At 48.2% G+C, this 26,356-nt stretch carries 23 protein-coding genes; 2 read left to right on the forward strand and 21 right to left on the reverse strand.

Annotated features, from left to right (window positions below; genetic code table 11):
* Positions 1-6: 6 nt before the first annotated feature.
* The 16 genes from BN3911_RS12445 to BN3911_RS12525 all read right to left on the reverse strand — a co-directional run bounded on the left by BN3911_RS12445 (position 7) and on the right by BN3911_RS12525 (position 21,050).
* Entirely contained in the window at positions 7-729 is a 723-nt protein-coding gene (locus BN3911_RS12445; RefSeq protein WP_207644522.1) for a YlmH/Sll1252 family protein, read from the reverse strand.
* A 29-nt stretch (positions 730-758) separates the two neighbouring features.
* Entirely contained in the window at positions 759-1,229 is a 471-nt protein-coding gene (locus tag BN3911_RS12450) for a cell division protein SepF (RefSeq protein ID WP_066866154.1), read from the reverse strand.
* A gap of 34 nt (positions 1,230-1,263) precedes the next feature.
* Positions 1,264-1,989, reverse strand: a complete 726-nt coding sequence (locus BN3911_RS12455; protein WP_066866155.1) for a YggS family pyridoxal phosphate-dependent enzyme — start codon at positions 1,987-1,989, stop codon at positions 1,264-1,266.
* Positions 1,967-3,307, reverse strand: coding sequence for a biotin/lipoyl attachment domain-containing protein (locus tag BN3911_RS12460; protein WP_187127745.1), 1,341 nt, complete (start codon positions 3,305-3,307; stop codon positions 1,967-1,969). The genes BN3911_RS12455 and BN3911_RS12460 overlap by 23 nt, the downstream gene beginning before the upstream one ends.
* A gap of 8 nt (positions 3,308-3,315) precedes the next feature.
* Entirely contained in the window at positions 3,316-4,287 is a 972-nt protein-coding gene (miaA, locus tag BN3911_RS12465) for a tRNA (adenosine(37)-N6)-dimethylallyltransferase MiaA (protein WP_242871128.1), read from the reverse strand.
* A 21-nt stretch (positions 4,288-4,308) separates the two neighbouring features.
* Positions 4,309-6,318, reverse strand: coding sequence for a DNA mismatch repair endonuclease MutL (mutL, locus tag BN3911_RS12470; RefSeq protein WP_066866162.1), 2,010 nt, complete (start codon positions 6,316-6,318; stop codon positions 4,309-4,311).
* A gap of 134 nt (positions 6,319-6,452) precedes the next feature.
* Complete coding sequence (mutS, locus tag BN3911_RS12475; protein ID WP_066866164.1) at positions 6,453-9,068, reverse strand: DNA mismatch repair protein MutS; 2,616 nt, start codon at positions 9,066-9,068, stop codon at positions 6,453-6,455.
* A gap of 54 nt (positions 9,069-9,122) precedes the next feature.
* Positions 9,123-9,530, reverse strand: a complete 408-nt coding sequence (locus BN3911_RS12480; protein ID WP_066867868.1) for a YlbF/YmcA family competence regulator — start codon at positions 9,528-9,530, stop codon at positions 9,123-9,125.
* 75 nt (positions 9,531-9,605) lie between these two features.
* Complete coding sequence (gene miaB, locus BN3911_RS12485; RefSeq protein WP_082942349.1) at positions 9,606-10,946, reverse strand: tRNA (N6-isopentenyl adenosine(37)-C2)-methylthiotransferase MiaB; 1,341 nt, start codon at positions 10,944-10,946, stop codon at positions 9,606-9,608.
* A 316-nt stretch (positions 10,947-11,262) separates the two neighbouring features.
* Positions 11,263-13,488 carry a helix-turn-helix domain-containing protein gene (locus BN3911_RS12490; RefSeq protein WP_147578599.1) on the reverse strand — a complete coding sequence of 742 codons (2,226 nt, stop codon included), beginning with the start codon at positions 13,486-13,488 and terminating at the stop codon, positions 11,263-11,265.
* Between the two features lie 42 nt (positions 13,489-13,530).
* Entirely contained in the window at positions 13,531-15,162 is a 1,632-nt protein-coding gene (locus BN3911_RS12495) for a glycoside hydrolase family 5 protein (protein ID WP_066866170.1), read from the reverse strand.
* A gap of 89 nt (positions 15,163-15,251) precedes the next feature.
* Positions 15,252-16,805: an extracellular solute-binding protein gene (locus BN3911_RS12500; protein ID WP_082942269.1), complete on the reverse strand. Its 1,554-nt coding sequence runs from the start codon at positions 16,803-16,805 to the stop codon at positions 15,252-15,254.
* A gap of 46 nt (positions 16,806-16,851) precedes the next feature.
* Positions 16,852-17,757 (reverse strand): carbohydrate ABC transporter permease, encoded by a 906-nt coding sequence (locus BN3911_RS12505; RefSeq protein WP_066866174.1) that lies wholly within the window; start codon positions 17,755-17,757, stop codon positions 16,852-16,854.
* An 18-nt stretch (positions 17,758-17,775) separates the two neighbouring features.
* Positions 17,776-18,729: an ABC transporter permease gene (locus tag BN3911_RS12510; RefSeq protein ID WP_066866176.1), complete on the reverse strand. Its 954-nt coding sequence runs from the start codon at positions 18,727-18,729 to the stop codon at positions 17,776-17,778.
* Between the two features lie 241 nt (positions 18,730-18,970).
* Positions 18,971-20,269 carry a tyrosine-type recombinase/integrase gene (locus BN3911_RS12520; RefSeq protein ID WP_066866179.1) on the reverse strand — a complete coding sequence of 433 codons (1,299 nt, stop codon included), beginning with the start codon at positions 20,267-20,269 and terminating at the stop codon, positions 18,971-18,973.
* Between the two features lie 106 nt (positions 20,270-20,375).
* A complete protein-coding gene (locus BN3911_RS12525; protein ID WP_462392427.1) occupies positions 20,376-21,050 on the reverse strand; it encodes a helix-turn-helix domain-containing protein in 675 nt (224 codons plus the stop codon).
* A gap of 172 nt (positions 21,051-21,222) precedes the next feature.
* Between BN3911_RS12525 and BN3911_RS12530 the strand changes: the two genes are divergently transcribed.
* Both BN3911_RS12530 and BN3911_RS12535 read left to right on the forward strand, forming a co-directional pair.
* Positions 21,223-21,438 carry a helix-turn-helix domain-containing protein gene (locus tag BN3911_RS12530; RefSeq protein WP_066866183.1) on the forward strand — a complete coding sequence of 72 codons (216 nt, stop codon included), beginning with the start codon at positions 21,223-21,225 and terminating at the stop codon, positions 21,436-21,438.
* 250 nt (positions 21,439-21,688) lie between these two features.
* Complete coding sequence (locus BN3911_RS12535; protein ID WP_066866185.1) at positions 21,689-23,098, forward strand: MobA/MobL family protein; 1,410 nt, start codon at positions 21,689-21,691, stop codon at positions 23,096-23,098.
* 56 nt (positions 23,099-23,154) lie between these two features.
* Here BN3911_RS12535 and BN3911_RS12540 read toward each other — a convergent pair whose 3' ends face one another.
* Genes BN3911_RS12540 through BN3911_RS12560 form a run of 5 tightly spaced genes read right to left on the reverse strand, consistent with a single transcriptional unit; the run spans position 23,155 to position 26,342 of the window.
* Entirely contained in the window at positions 23,155-23,352 is a 198-nt protein-coding gene (locus BN3911_RS12540) for a cysteine-rich KTR domain-containing protein (RefSeq protein WP_082942270.1), read from the reverse strand.
* Positions 23,353-23,354: 2 nt separating this feature from the next.
* A complete protein-coding gene (locus BN3911_RS12545; protein WP_066866187.1) occupies positions 23,355-24,689 on the reverse strand; it encodes an MATE family efflux transporter in 1,335 nt (444 codons plus the stop codon).
* Positions 24,686-25,306 (reverse strand): cytidylate kinase-like family protein, encoded by a 621-nt coding sequence (locus tag BN3911_RS12550; protein ID WP_066866189.1) that lies wholly within the window; start codon positions 25,304-25,306, stop codon positions 24,686-24,688. The genes BN3911_RS12545 and BN3911_RS12550 overlap by 4 nt, the downstream gene beginning before the upstream one ends.
* A gap of 11 nt (positions 25,307-25,317) precedes the next feature.
* Positions 25,318-25,902 (reverse strand): GNAT family N-acetyltransferase, encoded by a 585-nt coding sequence (locus BN3911_RS12555; RefSeq protein WP_082942271.1) that lies wholly within the window; start codon positions 25,900-25,902, stop codon positions 25,318-25,320.
* 2 nt (positions 25,903-25,904) lie between these two features.
* Positions 25,905-26,342 (reverse strand): MarR family winged helix-turn-helix transcriptional regulator, encoded by a 438-nt coding sequence (locus BN3911_RS12560; RefSeq protein ID WP_066866191.1) that lies wholly within the window; start codon positions 26,340-26,342, stop codon positions 25,905-25,907.
* Between the last annotated feature and the right edge of the window lie 14 nt (positions 26,343-26,356).

Below are 26,356 nucleotides of genomic sequence, written 5' to 3' on the forward strand. Positions count from 1 at the left end.
TCCCCCTTATCTATATTTCCTGCACTGTACCGACAAACGTCCTTTGCCAGTCAAAGGACCGAGCCGGTCAATTACGAATCTTCCCTTTCCACGAACAGATATCTGGTCGCCTTCGCTTGTCTTCATCGAAACAGATAGCACTTCCAGATGATTCAAAGCAACCATCCCTGATAAAATCAATCCGGAAGCCTTTTCGCGGCTGGTTTTGCACAATAGGGCCACGATACAGTCCAATCGCTGGGAGGCGACCACTCCCGAAATTTCCTGAAATTCATGTCCCAAAGGCAGAGGCATTTCCGCCCCTTCCTGAACCCGAACACCCACATTTCCAATTTTTCTGAGATTGAGGCAGAAATAATCTGCCAGTTCTGACCGAACAAACACCACACAGCGGCCGGATTCCGGAAGGATATCCCCCACTACACTACGCTCCACTCCCAAAGACATCAGAGCTCCCAAAAAGTCCCGGTGTGTAAGGGCGTCCTCTTTTCGATAGAAAAAAGTCAGCGGCATAAGGGGAAATAAATTCTGATCCGGCTCCAAATAATCTGGAAAAAGCCCCAACAGCTTTCGCTCTGCTTCCTCATAGCCGCCCCAGAACATTGGGGTGCCAGCAGCAGCGCCGCGTTTCAAAAAATCCCAGGCAAAAGCGGACTCATTCTCATTCAAAAAGCCCAAAAAGCAGGGCCTCTTTTGAGACCGCTTTCCGGCGTCTGCCAACTTTGCCAAAAGCAGCTCTTTCTCATTCTGTCCCATCGTTAAAAATAGAGCCCGCTGTTTTCCAACTCATCCAGCACATCATCACCGGTGAGATCCACGTTATAGGGCGTAATAATAAAAGTATTTGTTGCAATCCTCTTGATTTTCCCGTTGTTGGCATAAGCAACGCCGCTGAGAAAATCTACAACCCGGCGGGATACGTCCTTCTCTGTTTTCTCCAAATTTAAAACCACGGTATGACGCTTCAACAACTCGTCCGCAATGGCACGCGTCTCTTCCCCAAAGGAAACCGGCTTAAACAGTACCACCTGAAGCTGTGCCTTGGCATTTATATTGACAACCTTATTTTCCTGCGGCGTCCGGGACGAAAAAGATGAAAATGAGGTACGGCGCACCGGTTCGTCATAGGAATGATCATATTCCTCTTCCGGTTCATCTTCATAATACTCTTCATACTCATCATCCGGCGGATTCCACATCTTGTGCAATTTATCGACAAATCCCGGCATGTTATCAACCTCCCGAAACCGGTGTATAGTTTGCTCAGCGTAACTTTCTTTTTCCAAAAAGAGACGAGCCTATACGGACCATGGTAGCGCCGCAGGCGATCGCCTCCTTATAATCGGAAGACATTCCCATTGAGAGACAATTCATATTAACATTATCTATTTTTTTCGCTCTTATGTCAACATAATATTGATGCATGGAAGAAAAATACGCATAAAGTTCCGTACTTTTCTCACAAATGGGAGGAATTGCCATTAAGCCATTGATCTGCAGTCCCGGCAGCGCCGCCGCTTCGCTCACAAAGTCAAACAATTCCTCCGGCAAGACGCCTCCCTTATTCTCTTCACGCCCGATATTTACCTCAACCAACGTATTTATCATGAGGCCCGCCCGGTTTGCCTGACGAGATATCTCCTCAGCAAGTTTCATACTGTCCAAAGATTGGATACAGCTGACTTTCCCAACCAGGTACTTTACCTTGTTTGTCTGCAGCTGCCCGATAAACTGACAGTCGCACGATCCCAGCTGCAGCAACTCATATTTATCCAGCAACTCTTGTACTCTGTTTTCCCCAATACAGGTAAGCCCCTGGGAAATAGCGTAATTGATCACCTGAACGGGCACCGTTTTGGTTGCCGCAAGCAAGGATACCTCGTCCGGATTTCTTCCAGATTTTAACGCTGCTTCGGCTATTTCCTGCCGGATTACAGCAAAATTTTCATCAAAATATCGATACTGTTCATCGAACGAGTTTTCCATCATAGAGATCCGTCCCTTCCGTCACCACTTCATCGTAGAGCTGAATGGTGGAATCTGTTACCAGCCTGTCCCGGTCTTCCTCACTGAGCTCTGTTTTGCAGATCGCATATCCGTTAACTGTTTTATCGGAAAACACCTGTACAAATTTCAATGTACTTCCGTATTTGACAAAAACGCCCATGACATCTTTTTCAATTTTCGTCACCGGATTTCCTGCGTCATCTAATACGACTTCCCCGTCTTCATCGTATAGCGTATACGCAACGTCTCTGAAACGCAGCGCTTCCTTTCTGACCAGAACTCCGGAATATGTTTTTACATCAATCTGAATGGATTCATTTCTCAACAGCGCAATTCCCGGATCCATATAGGAACATTCAAAAATCACCGCTGTTTCCCCTGTTGATTTGTCTTTATTGGAGGCTGCAATCGTTGCAGGAATTTGTTCCGTACTGGCAAAGGGGATTTCCAGATACACATTCGTAATCCCTTCCAGCTTAACCATGTCGCTTTCGGAGAAAACACAGGCGAGATACCAATTAAAATCGCTGCAAATCTTTCCTATTGCATCTGTTTTCTTTTCTGAGGTAACATTCTCCTGCTTCTCTTGCAGCGTCCTGATTTCTGTAACTGTCAATTTCTTCACTTGATCAATATCTACTGCATTTTCAAAACCGTCAAGCGAGCTTACAAAATATCCTGCAGTATCTGCCGATATCACGTCTACCTTATCTCCCGCCGATGCAACCAGGGAATCCCTTTGCGATTGTAACGCGGCAATCCGCTGCTCATAGTCCTCTCCGCTTTCATCTCCCGTGAGCAGCTGTTTACGGTTTAAAGCCGTTTGCAGTTCTTCCTTCAAAGAAGCAATCTTGGAAAAATCATTTTGGCGGGCTTCCACCAGAATCTCACCCAGAGCAGTATAGATCTGTGTGCCAATTACAGAAGGATTGGAAGCATAATAATCGCTTGGTCCGGTCAACAAGCTCAGGTTTTCTATTTCCCTGTCAATACTCGCAAGTTGATTTTGAGCTGCTGCATCGCTTTCACTGGCATAAATATCGGCGATAGCCTCCCCCTTTGAGACCCGGACTCCGTCTGCCACATGATAGCTTAGAATCCCGCTGTACGCCTCATGAATCACACTTTCCTTCCGGACAGCAAAGCCTTTTGTCTGAAGTGTATCCGACACCGAGGCATACATGGCCGTCTCGGTTGTGATTTCCTTGTGGCGGATTGTATAGACCTGATATCCCACATAAATCAGAACCAAAATGGCAATTGCCATAGCTGCAAATTTTCTGATCTTTTTGCTGTTCACCTCTGCGTTCACTCTCCTTTTTCAGAAAACAGACCGGATTGCTCCCAAATTCTAAAGGCTTCCTGTAGAAGTTCCTGCTCATCTTTCCAATCATCTACATAGAGAAATATTGCATCCTGCTCTCTGTTAAACCAGGTGAGCTGCCGCTTGGCGTAGCGGCGGGTTTCGCGCTTTATATTTTCTACCGCTTCCTCAAGAGAAAGTATGCCGTCAAAAAATGGAAAAAGTTCTTTATAGCCGATCGCCTGGGCAGCCGTAAGCGGACGGCGAGACTCCCGTACCACCTGATAGAAGGCCTTGGCCTCTTCCTCCAGTCCTGCGCTCATCATGGCTTCTACCCTGCAGTTAATCCGGTCATATAGCTTTTGCCTGTCGCGAAAGGATAAACAGAGCACCAGGGAACGATAGCGCGGCGGCACCCTGCGGGAACGCTCTTCCTGCTCGGAGAAGCGTTCCCCTGTGGCAAGACAGAATTCCAAAGCCCGAATAACCCGCTTCTCGTTGTGGGGATGGATTTTTCGGGCTGCCTGGGGATCCAACCCTGACAGCCTTTCATAGAGCGGTTCAATACCGTTCAGCGCCGCCTCTTCTGTCAGAGAAGACCTCAAAATCTCATCTCTGCCCCGCTCATCAAAGGACACTCCGCGCAGAAGTGAACGTGCATACAGGCCGGTCCCTCCCACCAAAATCGGATGTTTACCGGCCGCGCATATCTCATGGATCGTCTGCTCTGCCATTGTCACATATTCAGAAACGCTGAACGCTCTGTCCACATCACAGAACCCAATCAGATGATGGGGCGCCGCGTTGAGCTCATCGGAAGACGGTTTCGCAGTTCCAATGGACAGCCCCCTATAGATCTGCATGGAATCGCAGGAGACAATCTCGCCGCCATACCGGCGTGCTAAAGCAATTCCCAATGCAGTCTTGCCAGAGGCCGTCGGTCCCAGCACTGCCGCCAATGCTATCTTCTTTTCCAATGGCAGCTTCTCCTTTCCCAGTCAGGCCCTTCCAAACTGCCGTTCGATATCCTTCTTACGTATCAGGATAAAAACCGGACGGCCATGCGGACAATATCGAACCTGCGGATTTTCCTCCAATTCTCTGGCCAACGCGATCAATTCTTCCCGGGAGGAAGTATCTCCCGCCTTGATGGCGGCACGGCATGCTACATTGTGGTATACCCAATCAAGTCGTTCCGTTGTCAAATCTGTTTTAAAAGATGCCAGATATCCGGCAATCTCCATGATTGCTGCGGAAGCATCGGCGCCGTCCAGCAAAAGAGGTGCGGAACGGACAAGTACGGTTCCCGCTCCGAAATCCTCCACTTCAAATCCAACCTGATACAGTTGTTCCGCATGCTCCAGAACCGCTGCATACTCTTCCTTCGCAAGCGTCACTGCTACAGGCTCCAGCAAGGTCTGCGCTTCTCCTCCATTTTCCCGGGCTTTCAGCTTTTCATAAAGCAGACGTTCATGGGCGGCGTGCTTATCGATCAGCATCAGGCTTTCGGAATCATACTCCAGGATGAGATAGGTGCCGAAAGCCTCTCCAAGCAGCCGGACATGAAATTCCTTTCCAGGCTCATTGGGTTCTGGGCACTTTTTTTCTTTCGGATCTGCAAAAGAAGCGGCTTCTTCCCTTACAAAAGCAGGATTCGATTTATTCTCAGAAACCGGCTTTGCATCGGCCTCTGAACTAAGAGCTTCCTGCTGGGGAAGCGGCGCAGAATCCAAAACATTTTTGAGGAACCGTTCAAAAGAAGAAGGCATCTCCTGTGCCGGCCCAATCGCTCCGCTGTCCTGCAGCAGACCGCCGTTGATGGCCTCCCGCTGCTGCGGCGCCGCTTGTTTGGGGAGTTCGGATGCGGAGTGGGAATGTATCGGAGGCTGGGGCTGATGAGGCAATTCAATATTTTGCGACATATTCTGGCCCTGCCGGGGAAAATGAAGCTGTTCCTGATGCTCTGCAGGCGTTTCAAAGGGTAAAACCGGCTTGCGAAAACTCATAACTTTGGGTTTGTCTCCCACAGCCAGCGCTGATTTCACCGCATGATAGACAGCGTCAAAAATTGGCCGCTCATTGACAAAACGTACTTCCAGCTTTGCTGGATGCACGTTGACATCCACCGCCTCCAAAGAAAGTGACAGATGCAGGACACAAGCAGGAAACTTTCCTACCATAATGGAACCCTTATATGCCTCTTCCAGAGCGACCCCTGCCGTCCGGCTTCTGATATAGCGGCCGTTGATAAAGAAATTCTGCATGCTGCGGTTGGGCCTGCTGCCCGACGGCGCACTGACAAAACCTGCCACCTTGATATGATTGAGTTCATACTCTACAGGAAGCAAAGTGGAATAAAATTCCTTCCCATAGACCGCATAGATCGCAGAAGAAAGCTTATTGTCTCCGGGCGTATGAAGCTGCTCTTTACCATCCCGCAGAAAGCGGAAGGAAATTTCCGGGTGAGAAAGCGCAATTTTATCTAAAATTCCAGCAATGGCATTGCCTTCCGTGGAATCCTTTTTTAAAAATTTCATCCGGGCCGGGGTATTGAAAAACAAGTCCCGCACGAGAATTGTCGTCCCTTCAGGACATCCCGCCTCTTCCAGACTGGGGGCTTCTGCACCTCCGCCTGTATACCTGCAGCCGGTTTCAGCGCCTCTGGCACGTGTGAGCAGCTCTACATGAGCGACTGCGGCAATCGATGCCAGAGCCTCTCCACGAAAGCCCAGGGTCCCTATCGCGTCCAGATCATCCTCGCGTACAATTTTGCTGGTAGCGTGCCGGAGGAATGCCGTGGGGACGTCTTCCGGAGCAATTCCGCATCCGTTGTCTGTCACCCTCATAAATGTGATCCCGCCATTTCGGATTTCCACGGTGATGACGCTTGCGCCGGAATCCACAGAATTCTCCACCAATTCCTTAATTACCGAGGAAGGTCGTTCCACTACCTCCCCCGCCGCTATGAGCTCTGCAATCTGTTTCTCCAAAACCCGGATTTTAGGCATGTTTTTCCCCCTTTCTGGCAGTCTTTACGACAGGTCTATCAATTTGAGAAGAAGCCCGGTACTTTCCGAAGGAAAGGCGGGCATTTTATGCCCGAGGGCTTCTTCCAGATAAGGGCTGAACCACTGTGAAGCCCTTATTTGAGCATATTTCTCAATTCAAACAGCACATTCATACACTCGATGGGCGTCAGGGTATTGACATCTACACTGCGCAGTTTCTGCAAAACTTCTGAATCCACCGAATTCATTGTCAGCTGAACCGGTTCTTCCAGGACATGCAGTGAGGCACGGTATTCTGAAGCAGCAGGATCTGCAGCCTCTAACTCGGCAAGCACCTGCTTGGCCCGCCGAATCACCTTCTCCGGTACCCCTGCCAGCTTGGCCACTTCAATGCCGAAGCTGTCGTCAGCACCACCCCGTACGATACGGCGCAGAAAAGTGATATCGTCACCGCGCTTTTTCACGGCTATATTAAAATTTTTCACTCCCGGCAGTAAGTTTTCCAGCTCTGTCAGTTCGTGATAATGAGTCGCAAACAGAGTTTTCGCCCCTACCAGCTTTTTGTCGTGGACGTATTCCAACACTGCCCTCGCAATGCTCATACCATCAAAGGTAGAGGTTCCGCGTCCGATTTCATCAAAAATCACCAAGCTGTTGGACGTGGCATTTTTTAATATATCAGCCACTTCTGACATTTCGATCATAAAGGTTGACTGACCGGCCGACAGGTCGTCCGAAGCACCAACACGGGTGAATACATTGTCGACAATCCCGATTTCCGCTACGGTAGCCGGAACAAAACAGCCTATCTGCGCCATAATGGTTATGATGGCCGTCTGCCTCATAAACGTGGATTTTCCCGCCATATTGGGTCCGGTAATAATTGCCACCCGATTGTCGTTCATATCCATATCCACGTCATTGGGTACAAAGGGAGTGTCCTGAAGCAGAGCTTCCACCACGGGGTGGCGGCTGTCCTTCAGATACAGTTTTCCGCTGAGATTGAGCACAGGCCGAGTATAATCGTTTTTGACGGAAACAGCGGCGAAAGACTGAAGTACATCCAGAACAGCGACCGCTTTTGCAGTTTCCTGCACTCTGGAAAGCTGCGCGGCAATTTGTGTACGCACGTCTTCAAAAAGTCTGGATTCGATGGCAATGGAACGGTCATGAGCCCCCAAAATTCTGTTTTCCAGTTCTTTGAGCTCCGGCGTTATGTAACGTTCTCCGTTTGTCAAGGTCTGCTTTCGGATATAGTCGTCAGGAACCTGGTCCTTGTAGCTGTTGGACACCTCGATATAGTAACCAAACACCCGGTTATAGCCTGTTTTCAGCTTGGGAATTCCAGTTCGTTCCCGTTCTCGGGACTCAACGGCAGCAATCAGATCTTTGCCTCCGTTCATATCATGGCGTACCTCATCCAGTTCAGGATTATAGCCCTGCCGTATGATACCGCCCTCCCGAATCGTGAAAGGCGGATCATCCACAATGGCGGCTTCCACCAGCCGGCAGATATCCTCTAAGCCATCCATCTGCGCATTGAGATTCCTCAAAAGAGTCGCATCGCAGCTTTCCAGCAGCTGTTTGATACCGGGTATCCGGCTTACCGCCGTGCTCAGGGAACGCAGCTCTCTTCCGTTTGCAGAGCCATAAACAATGCGCGTCATGATTCGCTCCAGGTCATAGATACCTGTCAGCCGTTCGGTGAGTTCATCTAAAAGCGGACGGTTTTGTGTCAGCTCTTCCACTGCATTGAGCCGCAGTGTGATTTTTGCGGGACTCAAAAGCGGCTGTTCCAGCCAAGCCTTAATCAGCCGTTTCCCCATTGCGGTTTTCGTTCGGTCCAACACCCAGAGAAGGGAGCCCTTCCGCTCCTTATTCCGCAGGGTCTCTGTCAGCTCCAGATTTCTTCGGGCATTGAGATCCAGGCCCATTACCGCTGAGTCGGAAGCCAGCTCAAGTTCAGACATACGTTCCAGACCAGTAATCTGCGTGCGGGAAAGGTAATCAAACAATGCGCCCAGAGCCAGTACGGTAAGCGGCCTCTCTGACAGAGAAAGCTCTTCCATGCTTCTTCCTTTGAACTGATGCGAAACCGCCTGCTGCGCCCGAGCTTCGGTATATACTTCAAAATCCAGGCATTCAACTGCGGCAGAAAGCTTATCTCTGAGAAAATCCTCAAGTCCCGATAGGTCGGTGGCCTGAGGATTCAGCAGGATTTCGCTCGGCATGTAGCGCGACAGTTTGTTCTGCAGCGTATGGGTCAGGACATCCAGATCAGGAGCATGGCATTCATCCACATAGAGCTCTCCTGTGGAAATGTCGGCAAAACAAAGCCCTGCCGCATTTTCCTCATAGTAGAGTGAACAGATGTAATTGTTCTTTGACTCATCGAGCATGCTGTTTTCCAGCACCGTGCCTGGGGTAATTACCCGAATGACGTCGCGCTTTACCAGTCCTTTGGCAAGCTTCGGATCCTCCATCTGTTCACAGATTGCCACCTTGTAGCCCTTTGCAACCAGCTTCGCTATATAGGTTTCCGCACTGTGGAAGGGAACGCCGCACATGGGCGCCCGCTCCTCCTGACCGCATTCCTTCCCGGTCAGCGTCAGTTCCAGTTCCCGGGAAACGGTCTTCGCGTCGTTATAGAACATCTCATAAAAATCCCCCAGCCGGAAAAAGAGGATTGTATTGGGATATTTTTCCTTCGTTTCAAAATATTGCTTCATCATCGGGGAAAAATCCGCCATTTTTATCAACCATTCCTTTCGGGGTAAGCCCAATCCCTTTTCACAAAACCAGTATCAGTGACAGCCGGCGCAGGAGGCGCAGTTCCCGCCGCAGGAGGCAGCATCATAATCACAGGTTTCCGGATCTTCTCCTTCCGCACACATCGTGATAATTGCCGTGAGACGCTGTACCTTGGCGTCCAATTCCGTCTTAGCATCATTATAGCGCTGCATGTTTTCATTCTGCATGATTTTGGCATAAACAGCGCGGAATTCCTCGTTCAGGCGTTTTAAAGTTTCCTCGTCTCTATCTTCCTTCTGCGCTTCGTTGTTGATTGCCATTCTTTTCAAATTGAATTCTCCAATCGCATCCTGCAGCGCCTGATCCTCATCGCTTGCCTGGCGCGCCAGCTGCATATTGAGATAGCTTTCATCCTTCTGAAGCTCTCTGCCGATTTCTCTTGCCAGTTCGATCATATCCATTTTTTGTTCCTCCAAGACTATAAAAAATTTTAAAATTCTTACTTTTCCCGGTATCTTGCAGCCATAGGTCGCTAGTCAACGAATCAGCTCGCCGTGCAGTTGAAACCCTCTTGCATCGGTAACTGTAATTTCAGCGAAATTGCCGATCAGCGCATCTTCCCCTGAGAATTCCACTGTATGGCTGCCGCCTGTTCGCCCTGACAAAAGACCGCTTTTCTGGTTCCGGTCCTCTACAAGCACCCGTTCATTAGTCCCCACCATTCTTTTACTCCGCCGGACAGCTATTTCCTCCTGGGTTTCAAGCAGTTCGGCGAACCACTTTGTTTTTTCTCCGTAAGTGACGGGATCCGGCATTCTGGCAGCTCTCGTACCCTCGCGGGAGGAATATATGAAGGTGAACAGATTCGTAAATTCCACCTCACGGATTAACGAAAGCGTATCCTGAAACTCCGCGTAAGTTTCTCCTGGAAAGCCCACAATGACATCGGATGTAAAGCTGATATCCGGCATGACTTCTCTGGCATACCTGATGAGGGACAGATACTTCTCTCTGTCATATTTCCGGTTCATTTCCCGCAGCACCCTGTCGTTCCCGGATTGGAACGGCAAATGGATATAGTGGGGAATATGCCGGCTGTGGGCCATAACGTCGAAAAGCTCTTTGGAAGCGTCTTTGGGATGCGAAGTCATAAAACGGATACGGTAATCCCCGTCAATTTCGTCCAGGCTGCGCAGCAGGGAGGAAAAATTCACGCCTTCCTCCAGACCTTTTCCATAGGAATTCACATTCTGGCCAAGCAGCGTGATTTCCTTATAACCCGCTTCTACCAAAGAACGGAACTCCTGATAAATCTCTTCAGGCCTCCTGCTCTTCTCCCTCCCCCGTACATAAGGGACAATACAATAGGAGCAAAAATTGTCGCATCCGTACATGGCTGTAACCCAAGCCCTGGTTTTCCCATCTCTGCGAACCGGAATGCCCTCCATGATTTCCTCTTCCTCATGTCCCTGAAGAAAAACACGTTCAGAATTGACTAAAACATCTCTCAGCATTTCCGGGAGCCGGTGAATTACATGCGTGCCAAAAACCAAATTCACGAAAGGAAAGCTCTGCTTCAAACGCTGTGCCACGCGTTCCTGTTCTGTCATACAGCCGCAGACCGCTATAATCGTGGAAGGATGACGGCGTTTCAGATTTTTTAGAGCCCCGACATTGCCAAACACCCGGTCTTCTGCATGTTCTCTCACCGCACAGGTGTTGAAAAGAATGAAATCGGCGTCCTCCGGTTCAGAAGTAAAGGAAAAGCCCATTTCAGCCAACAGCCCTTTTATTTTTTCCCCGTCCGCCACATTTTGCTGGCATCCATAGGTGCGCACATAGGCCAAAGGATTTTCTCCACGAGCCCGTACCTTCATAATCTGAGCTATCTCTGCAGCAAATAATCCCTGCCGCGAAAGTTCTTTCTGTGCAACGGCTTTCTCCAAAAAACGTACACTCCTCTGATTTTGGCATGTTATTTAATATACCACAAACTGCAGAAAACTGCAAGATAAACACTAGCAATAGCATAGCATATTTCTATGGAACTCCCTGTGGTATTGCTTTCGAAATCTTATCTGCAAGCACACTACAAAAAGACGCTTTTCCCGCAGCTTCTGGCTGGTTAAAAGCGTCTTTTGCTCCCGTTATTTAAGAAATGCCGTTCCGCAGCAAAAAATGTGAAAGTTTCTTTTACTCACCTTCCTCATCTCTGATTCCCCGTTGGTTCCTACGATATTGCGCGGGCGGAATTCCGTTGGCATTTTTAAAAATTCGATAAAAATAGGTGATATCCTGAAAACCAACTTGTTCAGAAATTTCCCGAATGGGCAGATCAGTTTCTTCGAGCAGCCGCCGTGCATTCCCTATCCGCACAGAGACCAAATATTCCGCCACCGACTGGTTCATCTGTTTTTTAAACAGCCGGCCCAAATAGGCTGCTGACATTCCCACTGCCGGAGCCACATCTGCCAGTGAATATCCAGGATCTTGATAATTCTGATCCAACAGTTCTTTCACAGAAAGGGAAATCATATCCTGTCGAGCGCCGCGCTTTTGTTCGTAAGCTTCCTGCAGACGCGCCATGATCTGCTGCAATTCTTTCACGATATCTTCCGCTGTCTCCAAAGTGGACAGCTGGAACACCTGCATGTCAAAAGCTCTTCCGTTCCCAATAGCGTTATTTGACAGAAATTTCTGCAAGGCGTCATCTAAGTCAATAATAAACTGCATCAAATATTTACGGTAAAGATTGTAAGAGCATGCAGTTAAAAGGGAGAAAAAAGCCTGTATTTTCAGGGCAGCTTGAGAAAATCTGCCGTTCATCAGTTCCAGCACGATTTCTCTGGCTTCGGTCTCCGGATACCCCAGATCTGCCTTTGATTCCCGTTCCTCCAGTTCGCGGGACCAACACACACTCTGTCCGGAAAGCAACTGCTGGTAAGGCAGCATATCTCGCAGAGCGGCATATTGTACCGCCGATCCATAAAAATTGTTATAAACGTCCGACACAAACACCGACAATGAAACTTCCAAGGACTGTTTTACCTGTCTCAGTACCTCTTTTAATCTCTGCCATGCCAAGACGTCCTGACCCATCTGTTCAGTACTGCAGATTGCGGCGATGGTTCCGTCATTTTCATATACGCAAAACACCGCTCCGAAAGGCTGTAGCAGCTCTTCCAGAATATTACAAATTCCATACTTCAAAAGGCTCTGCTCAGAATTTGTAGCGTGTTCTACCAGGAAGCAAGAACGATAACGGTCTATTGAAAATAGAAGTACCCTCCAGTTCCCAAACGTGTCTGGAAACTCCTGACATAAAATGTCCCGGCTACCAACGCCTTCATTCAAAAATTTAAGATAGACTTGCCTTTGTTTTTGCTGCGCATCCTTCCGTTGCTGTTCCTCCGCCTGAAGTATCTGCTGTTTTTGCTTGTTAAAAACAGCCAAAAGTCTTTTTGACAACAGGAAGAGCAGCCCCAGCATCACAGACCCTCCCACGGCCAGCCCCACAAAAAGATAGGTACGCTCCTGCAGGTTCAGCAGATCATAAAAACTGCTGCAGGAAGCGCTGACCACCAGCAAGTATTGATCGGAAAAAAAATTTTCCCAGCAGACAATTTGCTTTTTTCCATCCACCCTGGTGATCAGATATTTTTTGTCTTGATTCTGCAATACATCGCGAATCACCGGCCTTTGGGAATAATCAGAGAACAATACGCCTTCTTCATCTGGCAGGAAAGCGGTTCCCTCTCTGTCAATCAGAGTAAACGTTGCCGGAACCCCTCGAAAGGAAAGAGCAAATTCCTTCAAAAAGTCTTCTTGCCGGACATTGATCATCACGATATCGCCCCGTTCAGAGGGTTCCAGGGTATCATAGCGTATAAAAGAGACCAGGTTGACCGTCTCATATTTTGGATAAGCCACCGTCACTTGGCGGAAAACCGGCTGCATAAAGCTGTAATTCCGGTGATTTTCAATTAACTCCCTAGCAGACACATCGTAGAAATCCTGTAGCTTGTAGAGAGAGTAGGGGGCATTCCCGCTGGATACATAAACAGTTTCACCAAGCGCATTATATACATAAATAGAGTCAATCCAGGCATTGGATTTACGATAAGCGGTCATCTGCTTCAGCCCTGAAAGCAGTTCTGAAGCTTCCACGGAATCATAATTGGAGAGGCGAAACACTCTGCTGTCTGAATAAATCTGTTCATGCACGTTTTTTACAGAAGAAGTGATCGCTTCTCCGCCATTCAGGCTGTAATCCAGTTTAGTCCGACAGAACAGATAGATCTGGTGCTCCATAATGCCGGTAAACAATGCATACATAGCATAAAGCATCAAACCGACCAACAGCATCAGGCAGAGCGCCCATGCAAGAATTTTTCTATAAAGCGGTTTTCTGTCCTGCAAACACACTCTCTCCCTTCATCCCTTCCAGCTTTGCGGTTCATCCTAGCACATTTCTCTCAGGAAAGTCAACCGGTCAAGTTCCACCCTACCCTTTTGTACCAACACTTTGACTGCTCCCTTCTCCGCTTCGTTTAAAAAGAGTGGGGCCGTTTTTTGAAGCGTTTCACCGGGCTGCACCGACAGAGTGCCAAGGGGGCTTCCATCCTGGGTCAGAGACAGTTCAGCTTCTTCCCGACAGACCAATTCCAAAGAAACCTGGTCGCCAGCCTGAAGTTCCGCCGCTGTGTAAACAGCGAACTCCCCTGTACGCAGCTCGAGAGTGTTCGAATCCCAGCCACTGTCAAAGCCCCGCTTTTTTCCCTTTTCTCTGCCGCGCAGAATCCCCATGCCGGTACCCATCCGGTACTGCATCCAGTTGTCTTCCTGGCGCAGTCCGCTGAAGGAAATTCCCTTTCCGGGAAATTGGTCAAAATCCACCCCCAGGATGGCAAAACCTGGCCTGCGGCACACTGCGTCAGTTATATAACGGTTCTTTCGGCAATCCTCAAAACGGATATTCTGCAGGTATTCTGTAAAAATCTGCTGTGCACGCTGGTAGGAAGGCCGTGGTCCCCCTGCTGTATAGCCGATAATTTCCTCCCAACCCTCCGGACGTTTTACCGATAGGGGCGAGCAATCGCTTTCCATTCGCTTCCATGTCCAGAGATTGTAGCCAAAGCCCAAGGAAGCGGCCAGGGGATACATAGCAGTGAACCACTCCATACAATTCTCCCCGGTTTCCCCCAGCCACAAAGGCTGGTCCAGCCGCTGGGATGTCTCCAAAAACACCCGATAGCAGCTCAAATCCGGCAAGCAGCCGTAGCGGTGAAAATGAATAACCATATTGTCGTCAAACTTCTTGCAAAAAACGGCAGGGTCGGTAGACCAGTGATGCCCCTCTATGGAAAGCATATGCCTCTTGTCATGCCTGCGGATCCGGTCGATAGCCTCCTCATAAAACTGGATCAGCCGCGGCACCAAACCGTCATAATTTACCATATTCCCCGAAGCAGGCCGAATGGGCTCATTAAGCAGATCATACCCACCCACAATCCAACGGTCTGCGTATCGATCTGCCAATTTTCCCCAAATCTCAAGAGCTTTATTCCAGCTATCCGCATCCAGAAACAGACGCGGCACATCATCGATGGAATCATCGATATTCGCGCCAGTCTGTCCACCGGGCGCACCATGCATATCCAAAAACACATAGATTCCGAACTCCTCGCACCAATCGATGCAGCGATCCAAGAGCTGGAACCCCTCTTCCCTCCAAAGGAGTCCCGGCTCCTCTTCCAGCAACACTCTAGAGGTAAATGGGATCCTTACGGAGTTGTAACCCAATTCTGCAAGATGCCGCACATCCTCTCGGGTAATATAATTTTCCCGGAATTCTTTCCAGAATCTTTCGGCAAAATCAGAGCCAGTTAATTCCCGCACCACTTCCTCTATCCGGCGCGGGCGTTCAAAGCGATTCCCCTCCCCGCACATCCACATGTACCCTTCACAGAGCAGCCAGTTGCCGAACCCCCAGCCGTTGAGTATAACCTCTTCTCCCTCGCCATTGAGTACCCGGCAGCCCTCTGTGTGCAGAAAGCCTTTCACCCTATTCCTGTCCATAGCCTGTGTCAACATTTTCAGTCTCCTCCCGCTTTTATAAGAGAAACATGGAAGGGCATTGGAAAAATATTCCAAATGCCCCGTTCTTGTATGTTTTGGAATTTTTATGAAATCCCCTTTTCGGTATAATATTCCAGCATTTGTGTCTTGATCTCGCTGACCAGCGCATCAATTCCCGCGTCAGTAAGGGCTTTGCGGTACTGTTCGATTGCCGCGTCCACGTCTTCCACCAAACCAATATTTAACGGCGTGCCGTACTGCTGTGCAACCTGAGTCACCGCAGCCAGTTCTGCGGATACCTCGGTTTGATCCAGAACTGCAGGGCCGAACTTGTTGTCTACTGCCAGCTCTTTGATTTCCGTCATCAGAGGAGCAAAACCCTCCCATTCGGTAGCGCTGGTCCGGATCAGAGGTTCTGTACGCATGGCCCAACCGATACTGGCCGGATCGTATACGGCGCCTTCCGTTCCGGGAGCCGGGGCAATAATTTTTTCGCCCTCCAGTTCATAGTTATATCCTTTCACCCCGTACATGAACGTATCATAAAGTGCTGAATCTGTCTTTATTTCCTCCAAAATTCTCAGGCAGCGCTCGGGATTGGGCGCAGATTTTGGAAGGGCAAAGCCGTCCTGATTGATCACGTTGGGAATCACATATCCGTTCAGGTTATAGAAGCCCCAATAATCAAAGGTGAAATCCGGATTTGTGCCGCCGATGCTATTGATTAAGTAAGCCAGTCCCTCTGGATTTTCAATGGAGGTAGCCGAGGTACCCACCTGGATATTGTCCCAGGTGCCCACTGTGGCAGAAAGGGCATTGCTGGACCACCAGCCACGGTCGGCATAATCCTTCATCCGCTTGGACCACTCCACATACTCGTCGGTAAAGGGATACGCGATGATGTTCTCGATGTCATCATAGGATTTCACCATGACCAGATCAGAACCGGAACCGGAAATAGGTTCGAAACCGTAGATAGCCCGGAAAAGCTGCTTCATCCCATACTCTGGGTTGCCGTTATAGGGCATGATATCTGTCTCGTTGGCCTTGATGGTATCCATATACTTTTCGTAGGTTTCCAGGCTGGTGATGGGCTGCAGGTTATATTTTTCCATCAGATCCTTCCGGTACATGACACCATAGGGGATGTACCCGTGACGGCTGGCCGGAATCCCATAAATTTTCCCGTTGGCCGTGATGGAGGAAAGCTCCGCCTCGGAAAAATAGGCGTAGGTTTCGGGCATATATTCCGGGAACATCTCGGTGATGTCCAGAAAAGCTCCATTTTTGGCATAGCGGTTATAAGATCCCGCGCTGACATAGACCAGGTCTACTTTCTCCCCGGAGGTCAATATCAGGTTCAGCTGGTTGTCCCAATCGTTGAAACCGACATAGTTAAGCTGGATCGTGGTATTACATTTTTCCTTCAACTGGCTGTTAAAGGCATCCATCACCTTGCTGGTATCCTCGCTTGTATTGCCGCTGCAGTACCAAATCAGCTCCGTCTCCTTCTCATAGGGGTTTGTCTCCGCCGTTTGAGAGGTGACGCCTGAATTTTCGGAGATGGAAGCGGAGCCGCCGGTTTCAGCTGTTCCGCACGCGCTGAACAGCGCAGCAACCATCAGCAATGCAAGCACGAACGATAGTTTTCTTTTCATGTTTTTCCTCCTAATATTTCATTTATGTAAAATGGGAAATCCCATTTTATCCCTTTACGGAGCCAATCATCACACCCTTTACAAAATACTTCTGAACAAAGGGATACAATAAGATAATCGGACCGGTAACCACTACCGCTGTCGCCATTTTCAGGGTTTCGCTGGGTGTTTGTATCACTCCTGTAGCGACGCCGGAAGCCGCCGCTTTTTTCAGATATTCCGCGCTGGAAAGCAACTGGTACAACAGATACTGCAGGGGATACATCTCTTCCCTTGTGATATAAAGGCTGGCAAAATACCAGTTGTTCCAGTAACCCAAAGCAATGAAAAGCCCCACTGTGGCCAACCCCGCCTTGGACAGCGGAAGAATCATTTGCCAAAAAATTTTCCAGTCTCCCGCGCCGTCTATTTTGGCCGCCTCAACAATGGAAAATGGGATAGATTTGATGAAATTGCGCATCAGCATCAAATACCAGGGCGTCAACAAAGAGGGAAGGATCAGCGCAAGATAAGTGTTTTTCATATTGAGATAGGTCACCATGAGAATATAGGTTGGGATCAGCCCGCCGGAAAACAGCGTGGTGAAATATACAAAAAAGGAAAGCTTGTTCCGGTAGGGAAAATCCTGCCGTTGAAGCACATACCCTCCCATAGAGGTAAGCATCAGGGAAAGCCCCGTGCCAAGAGCCGTAATGCCAATCGTCACCAAATAGGAACGCAGGATACGTTCCCAGCCTGAAAAGATGGAGCGGTATGCGTCAAAACAAAAATCCCGCGGCAGAAGGCTGAATCCATAGCGCACCACGCTCTGCTCACTGGACAGAGAGCCGGAAACGATCAACCAGAACGGAATCAGGCAGATCAGCGATACCGCCGCCATAAAAAAGTATCCTAGCAGGCTGAAGCTGCGTTCACCCTTGTCCGCCCGAATTAGATTTTTCTGTCCCCTCATCTCTTGTCTCCCCCTTTCTTAAAACAGCGCATATTCTTCGTTTTTATGTTTCACAATAGTGTTTACCACAACGATCAGGATAAACCCAAATACCGATTGGAACACGCCCGCGGCGGAACCCATTCCGACATCGAAATTTACCGTCAGCGACCGATAAACATAGGTATCGATGATATCCGTGGTGGAATACAGAAGCCCATTGGTACCGACCAGCTGGTAAAACAGCTCAAACTGGCCCTTTAAAATGCCGCCCAGACTGAACATTAACAACAGCGCAATAGTGGGCTTAAGGATGGGCAACGTTACATAGCGAATTTGCTGCCATTTGGTGGCCCCGTCAATGCGGGCGGCCTCATAAAATTGCGAATCGATTGTGGTGATGGCCGACAGATAGACGATGCTGCCGTAGCCCAAACCCTTCCATACATTGACTGCCACAATGATGGGCGGCCAAGCCTGCGGGCTGTTATAAAAATTGTACTTCGACAGGCCCAGCGCCGAGAGCGCGGTATTGACAAATCCGTTATCAATATTGAACAGGTTATAGGCGAACAGCCCCACCAATACCATGGAGATGAAATAGGGCAGAAAAATGATCGACTGCGAAGTCTTCACAAAAGCCCTGTTTTTCAGATCACTTAGAAATACGGCGCAAGCCAGCTGGAACAGGTTTCCTAAAAACAAAAATGCCAAATTATAAAGAATAGTGTTTCGAACCAGGGAAAGCAAAATTCCCGATTTGAACAGATATTCAAAATTCTTCAGCCCGACAAACGGGCTTTGGAAAAAACCCAAATTGAAATCAAATCTGGTAAACGCCAGATAGATTCCCACCATCGGAATATAAGAAAAGACCACGAAAAACAGAATGATCGGCAAAAACATCAGCCAGAGCACCTTGTGATCCCGAAAGTCCTGAAGTAACCGAAATCTGCTTTTCTTCTCTGTCTGAAGATGATTAATATTAGCCATTTGTCCCTTCCTTTCCCAGCGGCTATCGATTCAACGCAAGATGTACCGCTGTGGTTATCAGTATAGAAATTAGAAAAATTTTTTCAATTTTCATTTTTAAATTTACTTTGCCAAATTACCGTTTATCTATTAAACCCTCTGAAAACACTGTATTTTCAAGGCATTTCGCCTGTTTGGTGTTCCAGCCTTATGTATTTTCCCTTGTTTTTGCCCTTACGAGCCGAAACAAGGGAAAGTTTTTTTAGTCTCCGCCGACTACCTTATCCAGCAGTCTTGCGGAAGTACGCTTCGCTTCCCTTGTAGCGTGAGCGTAGATGTTCATTGTGGTACTGACATCGGCGTGTCCGAGAAGCTCCTGCACATCCTTCGGCGCTGCCCCGTTTGAGAGCAGATTGCTCGTGAATGTGTGGCGAAGCTGGTGGAAATGAAAGCCTTCCAAGCCCTCGACCTTTTTGCTTGCCGTCCTGCACATGATCCCTACCGTACTCGGTGATTCGTATGCGCCGTCAGGTCTGAGGCAGACAAAGGATATTTCCTTATAGTCCTCTGGGATTTCTTCTGTTCTCGGCAGGCTATAAACCTCGTAGTAAGTGCGGTCTTTTTCTTTTACCTCGGTGTAGTAGTTGAGGTGGTAAAGCCCGCCATACTGGAAGCGGTTTTTGTGCTGTTCGGTTTTTGCCGCTTTGAGGATTGCCGCCAGCGTGTCGCAGAAGTCCACGGTACGGACTTTCTTCCGCTTGGTCGCTCCTATCTCGGTTTTGTGTCTTGCCCCGTTGTAGCGCATACTGCGGCGCACCGTAAGGTACTGCTTGTCAAGGTTGATGTCCTGCCAAGTCAAGCCGCAGACCTCGCCAATGCGAAGCCCCGTGTAGTAGGCAATCTGAATGGGCAGTAAAGCAGGATTGTCTTTCCTTTTCAGAAATTCCTCCAGCTTCAGATACTGCTCATGGCTGAGCGTGGGTGTGGAAGCGGTATCACCGTCCTCGTCTGAAAACAGGTCATAGTCCTCTTTCTTGCCCCGCCATACCACATACTGCATCGGGTTGAAGGTAATCAGCCGTTTGGGGAATACCGCAAAGCGGAACGCCCCTTGCAAAACTGCCGAGAACAACCGTAAGTATCCCTTGCTGAGTGCTTTTGCCGTAGTGCCGTCGGGATTTGTTCCTCCGAAGCTGAGAAAATCCATATACGCCTGCAAATGGTCGGCGGTGACGGTTTTCAGCTTTCGGCTGCCGATAGGGTGCTGCTTAATGCGATTGACCGTACCCTGATACGCCATTACCGTACCATTGCTGAGACTGCCGGGCTTTAGTTCTTCCTCCACCCACATATCCAGCAGCATTCCCACCGTGGTGTTTTCGGATTTTGCAACGAATTTCTTTTCCTCGTAGTCCTCCATCGCCTTGCGGAGCAGGGCTTCCGTTTCGGATTTGCTTTCTGTTCCCACGAACTCACGCTGTACCAGATTTCCGCTTTCATCTTCGATATAGAAGCGGTAGTACCACTTTTTGCCTTTCTTTCTTACAGAACCTTTTGCCATAGATAAAAACTCCTTTCTATCCGTGGCAATCGGGACTTATGACTATGGTGTGCGTAAAGTAAAGAATGTCACTTCTGCCGGTTGGTTTCAATCGGCGTATTTTTTTTCAAGGTGCCACGGAATTTTCTTTTTCGGACAGCCTGTTCTCGGCTTCCGTCACTATCCCGAAGAGGTCGCCCATGGATACTTTGGTGCGTCCCTCATCGTAGATATGTAAAATTCCATCTAAAAATCTCTTCATATCTTCGATAGGTATTTCCATTTCTTTGCGGTACACTCTTTCTTCGATTGCTCCAACCTCAATCGCATACCGCATAATCGACTGTTTCAAGCCTTCGTCCTCCGCCACACGGTCAACCTCCGCCATAGCGTTGGCAAAGTAGTGGCACAGCACCGAGTACAGGTCAATCATCTTGCCGAGGAATGTAGTAAGAAGCTGCTGATGCGGTTCTCCGCTGACCGTAGAGGAAACTGTATCAAGGTACTTTTTGATATGCTCCTCAATGTCCTTTTGGCAGAGCGTGCGGGCGTCATATTCCTTTTCCTCAGAAAGCCCTGTCAACCATTCGGAAGTGGTAAGCAGCGCATCGGCAAGACCGTTGATAATCATAGTACGCTTCGGGTCAACGCCGTCTGCTTCATACCGCTGAATGGTGGATTTGTTTACGCCGATACGCCTTCCAAGCTCCGGCATGGTAAGGTTTAGCTCTGTTCGGCGCTCCTTTACCCGTTCACCGACCTGTTTTGCGGTGAACTCAATTTCTTTTTTCAAGGTTTTCACCTCCTGCAGGTATCATTATAGCACATCAAAACGCAGATTGCAACCCTAAAACGAGATAAATATTAAAAATAATTCCTGAACAGTTGCAAAATGGGTTGACATGAGATAGCAAAATAAGTATAATTAGGATTGCACAGTTGCAAAACAAGTATTTCAAAAGGAGGATGAGATAATGAACGCAGTTAAAATGGGTATGACCATCGAGGAAGCCGCCGAATGTACGGGTATCGGCAGAAACACAATGCGGAAATTGGTGGACTGGGGCAAGCTGCCTGTCTTAAAGGTAGGACGCAAGACCATTATCCGCAGGGACACACTGGAGCGTTTTATGACGGTCAATCAGGGCAGAAACCTGCTCAGTCAGAACGATGTCCGCAAGGTCGAGTAACCGTTCTCTTAAGCCCTCGGCGTTTGAGAGCGAAATACACCCCTCGCACAAATCTGACGATTTGTACTCAGGGTATTTCGCCCCTGCGGGGAGCTTGTGATAACGCTGACACTTCCGTTTTCAGCATTATCACAGAGAAAACCGCTGCGGCGATTTTCTCTGCTGTTCCGTCAGCACAGCCGCCGAAACAGCGGCAACCGTCAAGACGGTTGCAAAATGAGAATGGTATATTTCAAAGAAAGGTTGGATTATGGCAAGACACAGCTTCATACAGATGTCGAAGCTGCCCAATGTCAAAGGACGAATATCGTATATCACCAGCCACGCAAAACAGGAAAACCTATACGCCACCTACCGCACCGCAGACAATGCGTTTTGGAGCAACCTTGCAAGGGAGAGCCAGCAGGAGTTTCAGCGCAGCGGCACAGAGGGGAAATGTATCGAGGCAAGGGAGCTGATTATCGCTCTGCCCGAAGTTTACACGCAATACGAGCCGCAGCAGGTGCTTGAGGATTTCACAGACGAGTTCCGCAGGCGGTATGGTGTAGAATGTGTGTCGGCATTGCACCACAATAAGCGCAAGACCAATTACCACATTCACCTGATTTTCAGTGAAAGGAAGCTGCTTCCTGAGCCTGATGTAAAGGTTGCCACAAGAAGCGTATTCTTTGACGAAACAGGGAAACGGGTACGCACCAAGAAGGAAATCACTGGAGAGGACGGACAGATCAGAAAGGGCTGTACCGTTATCAAAAAGGGAGAGGTTTACGAAAGTCATCTGTTTACCGTAAAGGATGACCGCTTCAAGAGCGAGGCTTTTCTTCGGGAGGTAAAGGAGGTTTACACGGAACTTATCAACCGTCACATTTCCGACCCTGAACAGCGCCTAAAGGTGTTTGACAAAAACAGCGTGTACCTGCCCACAAAGAAAATAGGCAGGAACAATCCCAAAGCCGCAGAGATTGAAGCCGACAATGCCGCAAGGCAGGAATGGAACAGGACGGCGGATATGGCACTTGTATCGGGGATTGAGGAAGCTAAGATTTTGGAGGTTAAGCAGACCGAGATACACGACAAGGTTAGCAGTTCTATCCGCAAGAGCGGCTGGCTGCCAAATCTGTTCCGCCGTATCGTGCGCAAGGCAAAGGACTTTTTACAAAACCTTATCCGTGAACACGGGATTCCGCCGAAGCCCACGCTCAGTATCAATATGGCAGAGTTCCGCACCATGCGAAATCTGATGATACGGGTACAGGACGAAGCGAGAGCAATCCGCAGCTTGCAGAAGGAAGTTCCCAAACTAAAAGAACAGCTTTCCGAAGCAAAGGGCATTTTCAAAGGCAAGGAGCGCAAGGCTCTTACCGAGCAGATACAGCAGACCGAGAAGGAAATATCCGAAAGGCTGGATAAGCTCCCCGATATTCTCAGGGAGGACGGATATCCCGATGTGCAGGCGTTTATGGCGACCTATCGGGAAGCGGAAGCTGTTGTGGAACAGTACAACCGTGACCTTGCTAAGTGGGAGCGACAAGTGAAAGAAAAGAGCAGACCGCCGAAGCCGCCCGAAAGGGAGAGCGTCCGAAACAGGCTCAGGCAGTTGCAGGAACAAGGCAGACAGCAAAAGCCACGAAAGAAATCCTTTGACAGAGACAGCCGATAGGCAATGAAAAACCGCCGCTATGGTCTTACCCATACACGGCGGCATACATATAGAGATTAGTGTTCCTGCTTCTTTATAATGGTCACTTTCAAATTCTCCGCTTCTATCAGCGTTTCCTGCTTGCATTTCGGGCAGTAGAGGGGATAGTTTTTCAAGACCGTATCTTCTCGGATTTTTAGTCTTGTTTTACCTCCGCAAATAGGGCACAACCTACTTTTCGCACATTTCACTATCTCCTTTTGACTTAACTGCATTCTCAATAGTGATATTTCTTTCGCTTCACAACGAGAAAAAACGCAGAGATTGCAGCCGCCATAACTTCTGCAACTACGATTGAAATCCAAACACCGTCAATCTCCCAAATGAGCGGCAGAAGCAAAACGGCGGCTATTTGAAACACCAATGTCCGCAGAAACGAAATCAATGCGGAAGTCAAACCGTCATTGAGTGCGGTAAAGAAGCCTGAACTGAAAATAGCAAAGCCCATAAATATGAATGACAGAGCAAATATTTTGAATCCCGATACCGTCAGATTCATAAGCTCTGCATCATATCCAACGAAGATGTTTGAAAGCGGCAGCGCCAATAATTCCGCTGCGGCAACCATGCCGACACCGAAAACACCAATCATAATCAAGCTTTGGCGAAGAAGCCCTTTTGATTCCTTATAATTTTGCGCACCGTTGTGATAGCTGATGACAGGAGCCACACCAATGGAATATCCAATGAAAGCTGCGGAAAAAATCATGCTCACATACATCATCACACCGTATGCGGCAACACCATTTTCCCCGGCATATTTCAAAAGCTGGATATTATAAAGCATACCCACAATGCTCATAGAAACATTGCTCATAAACTCCGAGGAACCATTTGCGCAGGCTTTTAGAATTGCTTTTCCGTCAAAACTCGTTTTTCCAAGCCGCAAAATGCTGTTGTTTTTTCGGAAGAAGTAGAAAAGCGGAATAACGCCGCCGACAAACTGGCTCATAGCAGTAGCAATCGCCGCACCTGCAAGCTTATATTCCTGCGGCAGTAAAATAACCAGCACAGCGTCAAGAACCATGTTTGTAACGCCTGCCAAAACTGTTACCGCAAGACCAAGCTGCGGTTTTTCAGCAGCCGGAAAGAAGCTTTGAAATAAAAGCTGCAACACATAAAAGGGCAGAGCGGCAAGAATAATGCGGGCGTAAACAACGCAGTTTTCCAACAGTTCACCCTCTGCGCCCAGCAATGCAGATATCGGACGAATGAAAACAATGCCTAATATTGCAAAAATCACGCCTAAAGCAAAAGAAACATAAACGAAAAGCGAGAAATATTTGTTTGCTTTTTCCTTGTCGCCTTCTCCAAAGATTTTGGCAACAAGTGCCGTACCGCCCGTGCCAAACATAAAACCGACAGTCGCTACAATCATCAAAAACGGCATAATGAGATTGACCGCCGAAAAAGGCGTTTTGCCCGCAAAGTTTGATACAAAGAAGCCGTCAACCACGCCATAAACAGAGGTAAATATCATCATGGCGATAGACGGCATGGTAAAGCGTATCAGTTTACCGTAAGTGAAGTGATCTGAAAGTTGTATCCTCATAATTTTTCCCCAAACCACCGTGCTGCGAAATCAGCAACAGCCGGTGTTAATTCTTTTATGCTCCAATCGCTTGTATTGATAATCAAATGATATGCATCTCGTTGTCCCCATGCAGAGGAAGTAAGTATTTCTCTTGTCTGTGAGCGCACTTTGTCAACTTGCTTTATTTTATGAAGCAGTTCTTTTTCTGACAGATTTTCGTCTTTTCCAGCACGCTCCATACAACGCCTGACCTTTGCGTCCATCCGGGCGCACACAAAAATATTAAAGGGGTGATATTGATCTAATAAAATATCTGCGTTCCTGCCCACGATAATGCAATCCTTTCCAAGTGAGGCGATTCCCTCAATCACCTTCTTTTGTTCAAGCAGAAGATCTACCTTATTTGCCTGCAAGTAGGGCAGCGTACAGAATGTTGAGCGAAACGTGACCGGGAAGTTTTGCCAACCGTGATTGTTCAATACTTTTTCAACATATTCACTATCATTACCGCTGTTTCGAGCAATAGCGGTAATGATTTCATTATCGTAATAATCAAAGCCCATCCTATCGGAAAGGCGTTTTCCAAGTTCTCTCCCGCCGCTGCCAAACTCACGGCTTATCGTTATAATTTTCATCTGTTTTACTCCTAAATCCTAAAATACCGGGGATTGAAGCTATCAAGCGTAATGGTTGACATCAGTTCCCGAAAGTGATCGATTTCAAAATCTTTTCCTGTACACATGATCTCATAGGTTACGCCCCGGTAAGAAAGCCCATATCCTGTTGGGCAATAAGCGTTGCGGAGATAGAATAAACGGCGCTTTTGACGCTGCTCATTGTTTGACGCTGTTTCGTCCAGCATTTCAAAATCCACTACCTGCTCATAGCCTTTATATAGAACCTTTAAGGTTTCGACAGCACGGCTGCCATACCCTTTGGATCGCAACGAAGGATCAATGGCAAGAAAGAATAAATAAGACATATTTTTGTGTGTTTTTACCGCCATGAATCCAACAAAAGTGTCCTCATCGTAAAGTGCCCAGAAATCAAAATCATCTTCCTTTGACATTTCGATCATGGTATCCGGCGAAAGATATTCTTCCGGCGGAAAAGCCTCTTTTGCCAAAAGATTAACCTTTTCAATATCACTAAAATCTTTTGTGACAGCGATGGTTCGTAATATCATAAATCCTCCCAACAACTTGCCTGCGGCAGCTATGGTATGCCGCATTATTATAACTTTTCAACTTGCTCACGGAACGAATCGATATACTTTTCCATAAATCCGATATGAGTGTTGATTTCTTCTTCCGTCCAAGACGCAAAAGCGGCAGCTTCCGCATCAAATAACCGGGCTGTTGTTTTTTGCACATATTCCTTTCCGGCATCGGTAAGAACAACTTTTTTCGCCCTGCCGGAGTGCTGCTCCAAATAGATAATGTGTTTCTTTTCTAAATTGCGTATGGCGGAATTCACCGTCTGCTTGCTTACGCCGGATTGCTTGTAAATATCACTGAGCAGACAATCCTCGCCGTTGTCGTAGATGGTATAAAGCACGATGGAAGCACTATCCGTAAGACCTAATTTCAAAGACGCATGATGATAGAGGGCATCTAACTCGGCGTTAAGATAATTGATACGGTGAATTCTGCTACAAATCTTTGTTTCCATATTGCGCCTCCAAA

The organism is Neglectibacter timonensis (genome assembly GCF_900048895.1).
Taxonomy (GTDB): domain Bacteria; phylum Bacillota; class Clostridia; order Oscillospirales; family Acutalibacteraceae; genus Acutalibacter; species Acutalibacter timonensis.